Annotated in this window: 5 protein-coding genes; 3 read left to right on the top strand and 2 right to left on the bottom strand. The window is 69.4% G+C overall.

Annotated elements, in window-relative coordinates; translation table 11 throughout:
• On the bottom strand, positions 1 to 302 hold a 302-nt coding region (locus tag ACFE67_RS14730; protein ID WP_375407622.1), incomplete at its 3' end, for a nitrilase-related carbon-nitrogen hydrolase.
• 72 nt (positions 303 to 374) lie between these two features.
• Positions 375 to 1,202, bottom strand: a complete 828-nt coding sequence (locus ACFE67_RS14725; protein ID WP_375407621.1) for a bacteriorhodopsin-like — start codon at positions 1,200 to 1,202, stop codon at positions 375 to 377.
• A 132-nt stretch (positions 1,203 to 1,334) separates the two neighbouring features.
• On the opposite strand from ACFE67_RS14725, the gene ACFE67_RS14720 reads away from it, so the two are divergent.
• The 3 genes from ACFE67_RS14720 (at position 1,335) to ACFE67_RS14710 (ending at position 2,918) form a co-directional block, all read left to right on the top strand.
• Entirely contained in the window at positions 1,335 to 1,790 is a 456-nt protein-coding gene (locus ACFE67_RS14720; protein WP_375407620.1) for a MarR family winged helix-turn-helix transcriptional regulator, read from the top strand.
• Positions 1,791 to 1,831: 41 nt separating this feature from the next.
• Complete coding sequence (locus ACFE67_RS14715) at positions 1,832 to 2,509, top strand: SDR family NAD(P)-dependent oxidoreductase (RefSeq protein WP_375407619.1); 678 nt, start codon at positions 1,832 to 1,834, stop codon at positions 2,507 to 2,509.
• A gap of 121 nt (positions 2,510 to 2,630) precedes the next feature.
• On the top strand, positions 2,631 to 2,918 hold the full coding sequence (locus ACFE67_RS14710; RefSeq protein WP_375407618.1) for a type II toxin-antitoxin system Phd/YefM family antitoxin: 288 nt from the start codon (positions 2,631 to 2,633) through the stop codon (positions 2,916 to 2,918).
• The last annotated feature ends 158 nt before the right edge of the window (positions 2,919 to 3,076 follow it).

The raw sequence follows: 3,076 nt of genomic DNA, 5'->3' as shown, positions 1-3,076 counted from the left end.
GAGACGGCGACGGCGGTGTTCCGGAAGCGCTGCCCCTCCGCTGTCTCGACGAGCCCGAAGACCGCGGTCACCCCGGTCGCTGCGGCCGCTTCCCGGACGCCCTCGGTGAACGTTCCATCGAGCGGCTGGGCGTGCTCCGCGAAGGCCGGCCCCATCCTCTGCTCGAAGTAGGAGGCGTACTCCGGCAGCACGACGAGCTCGGCACCCTGGGCGGCCGCCTCCGCGATGAGTGCCTGCACCTCGCCGAGGTTCGCGTCCGGCTGCCCACCCGGAGCGAACTGCGCGACCGCGACCTTGACCATGAGCCGATCGTAAGAGGCGAGGACGACGGAAGGGCCCCGCGCCAGGCGAGGCCCTTCCGACGCGCTGAGCGGTCAGCGGCGAATGGTCTCCCGCGCCTCGACCTGGTGCTCCGAGCCCTCGATCTCGGCGAACGTGGGGTCGTCCGCGAACGACTTGGTGCGGGCGACCTGGTAGATGATCAGGCCGTAGATCGCTTTCGCCACGATGTCCGCGAGCGAGTAGCCGATCTGCTTGCCGACCCAGGCGTCCGCTCCGCCGATGTTCAGCAGCGGCAGCAGGTACGCGATCGGGTAGACGCCCCAGCTCAGCAGCAGCAGGAACCGCAGCCGCGAAAGCGTCCCGCGGACGCCCTCGGGCTGGTTCTGCAGCGACCGGCCGAGCTGGACGAACAGCACGAAGAGGATGTACGCGAACGGGATGGTCGACAGCAGGCCGAACAGGCCGCGGATGCCGTTGTCACCGCTGATCTCACCGGGGTAGCCGAGCGCGATCATCAGCGCTGCGGCCGGCACGAGCCGGACCAGCAGGCGCCGCTGCACCGCCCGCGCGAGCGCGAGCACGGCGATCAGCTCGACGAGCAGCAGCGGGACCGTCAGCAGCCAGTCAACGTAGCGGTAGCCCTCGTTGAACTGCTCGCCGACGGCCTGGGAGTAGGTGCCGGAGCCACCGACCGACTTCGAGGTGTAGGCGGCCTTGAACGAGTCGAAGATCCGGAAGTAGTGGTACGCCGCGATGCCGCACACGATGATCGCGACGGTGATCGCCTGCCGGTAGCGCGGGAGGAGCCGCGGTAGTCCGATCAGCATGAACAGCGCCGTGAAGAGCTGGGCGGCGATGACCAGCGAGAGGAAGTTGTAGACGGTGTTGTACTGCCCGTTGGACAGGATGTCAGGGGTCACGGGATGTTCTCCGAGGCTGATCGTGGATGGGATGAGCTGACCTGGGTCAGCGGTGGGTAGTTTACTCACTCACTCAGCGACCTCGTGAGGTTTTCTGGCCGAAATCCTCCATCGGCCCCATAAAATCTTGGGATGACCACGGAGGCCCGTCAGGCGCACATCCTGAGCGGCCTCCCCTCCGCAGCGACGGAGTTCGTGAGCGCGCTGGAGGCCAATCGGCGTCGGATCGCCGAGGACGCCAACCTCTCGGCGACCGAGCTGCGGGCGCTCTTCCACATCGCTCGCATCGTGAGCATCACCCCGAAGGACCTCGCCGCCTACCTCGAGCTGACGACGGGCGCGGTGACGGCCATCGCGCGTGCACTGGTCGATGCGGGCCTGCTGCACCGCGTGGATCATCCGGATGACCGGCGCAGCCTCTACCTCGAGCTGACGCCGCAGGGGCATCGCCGGATGACGCAGATCCACGACGACTTCGACGACATGATCTCGGCCTCCACAGCGGGATTGGACCCGGAGGAGCTGGTCCGGTTCACCGCGGCGCTGCAGACCGTGGCGCAGGAGGTCCGGCGCCGCCTCCAGCAGTAGCGCGACCGCACGTCCCGGCGACGCGCATTAGCGTGCAGGCCATGGATCTGCAGCTGAGCGGCCGGGTCGCCCTCGTCGTCGGCGGCGAGGGCCTCATCGGCTCCGCAGTCGTCTCGCAGCTGCGGGAGGAGGCCGCGACGGTCGTCGTGGCGTCGCGGCGCACCACCGAGGGCGTCGTCATCGACGCGCGCGACGACCAGTCGGTCCGCGCCGGGGTGGCAGCGGTCCTCGCCGAGCACGGCCGCATCGACGCCCTGGTGGTGACCGCCGCTCCGTCGGCGCAGACGCTCGACCCTGCGCGGAGCAGCGACCCCGCGCAGGTGCTCGACGCGTTCGACGCGAAGGCGCTCGTGTTCCTCCGGCTCGCGAACGCCGTCATCCCGACGATGCGGGACGCCGGCTACGGCCGCATCGTCGCCGTCAGCGGACAGAACGCCTGGCTGACCGGCAGCATCACCGGCTCGGTCCGGAACGCCGCGACGATCGTGATCGCCAAGAACCTCGCGGACTCCCTCGCGGGCACCGGTGTCGCGGTGAACGCGGTGAACCCCGGGATCGTCCGCCCCGACCCGGCGACGGAGGTGCAGCCCGGGTCCGGCGGACAGTCTTCGCCGCAGCAGATCGCCGACCTCATCACGTTCCTCGCGTCGCCGATCTGCGCGATCTCGGGCGAATCGATCGCAATCGGCCATCGCGTGCGCGGCGTCACCCTGCTCTAGCCGGACCGGCAGCGTCGGGTACATGCGCAGCGGTCGTCAGGAGCTCATCGGATCCTGAGTCGCGCGTAGTGCGGCCGCATCGCTTCGTGTACGCCGTTGTACGTTCTCGTACAGTCATCCGATGATTTCGATCAGCGCAAGCGAGGCACGCCGGACCCTCCCGGCCCAGCTGGACCGGGTGGAGGCAGGCGACGAGGTGTCGATCACCCGGCACGGCCGGGTCGTCGCCGTGCTCGTTCGGCCTGACGTGGCGGCCACGCGGAGGCGTTCGCAGGTGTGGCGCGATGCCGATCACGTCCAGAAGCTGCTGGAGCGCGCCGCCGGTGGACCGCTGCCCGAGCCTGCGATCACGGTGCAGCGGGCGGAGGAACTCGTCGCGGCGATCTGCGACGACCGGAGCGCGCGGTGAATCCGGTCACCACGTTCGATGCTGATGTGCTGATCTACGCCGCGGCCGCTGGCCACCCGTTGGGCACTCGCGTCCGTCCGCTGTTCCGACAGGCCGATCTCGTCGGCGTGGGGTCGGTGCTGCTGCTCGCGGAGGTGCTGGCGAAGCCGATGCGGGTC

Source organism: uncultured Amnibacterium sp. (assembly GCF_964244015.1).
Taxonomy (GTDB): Bacteria; Actinomycetota; Actinomycetes; order Actinomycetales; family Microbacteriaceae; genus Amnibacterium.
The sequence above is the reverse complement of the archived record's forward strand: the minus strand, read 5'-3'. Positions and strand labels throughout refer to the sequence as shown.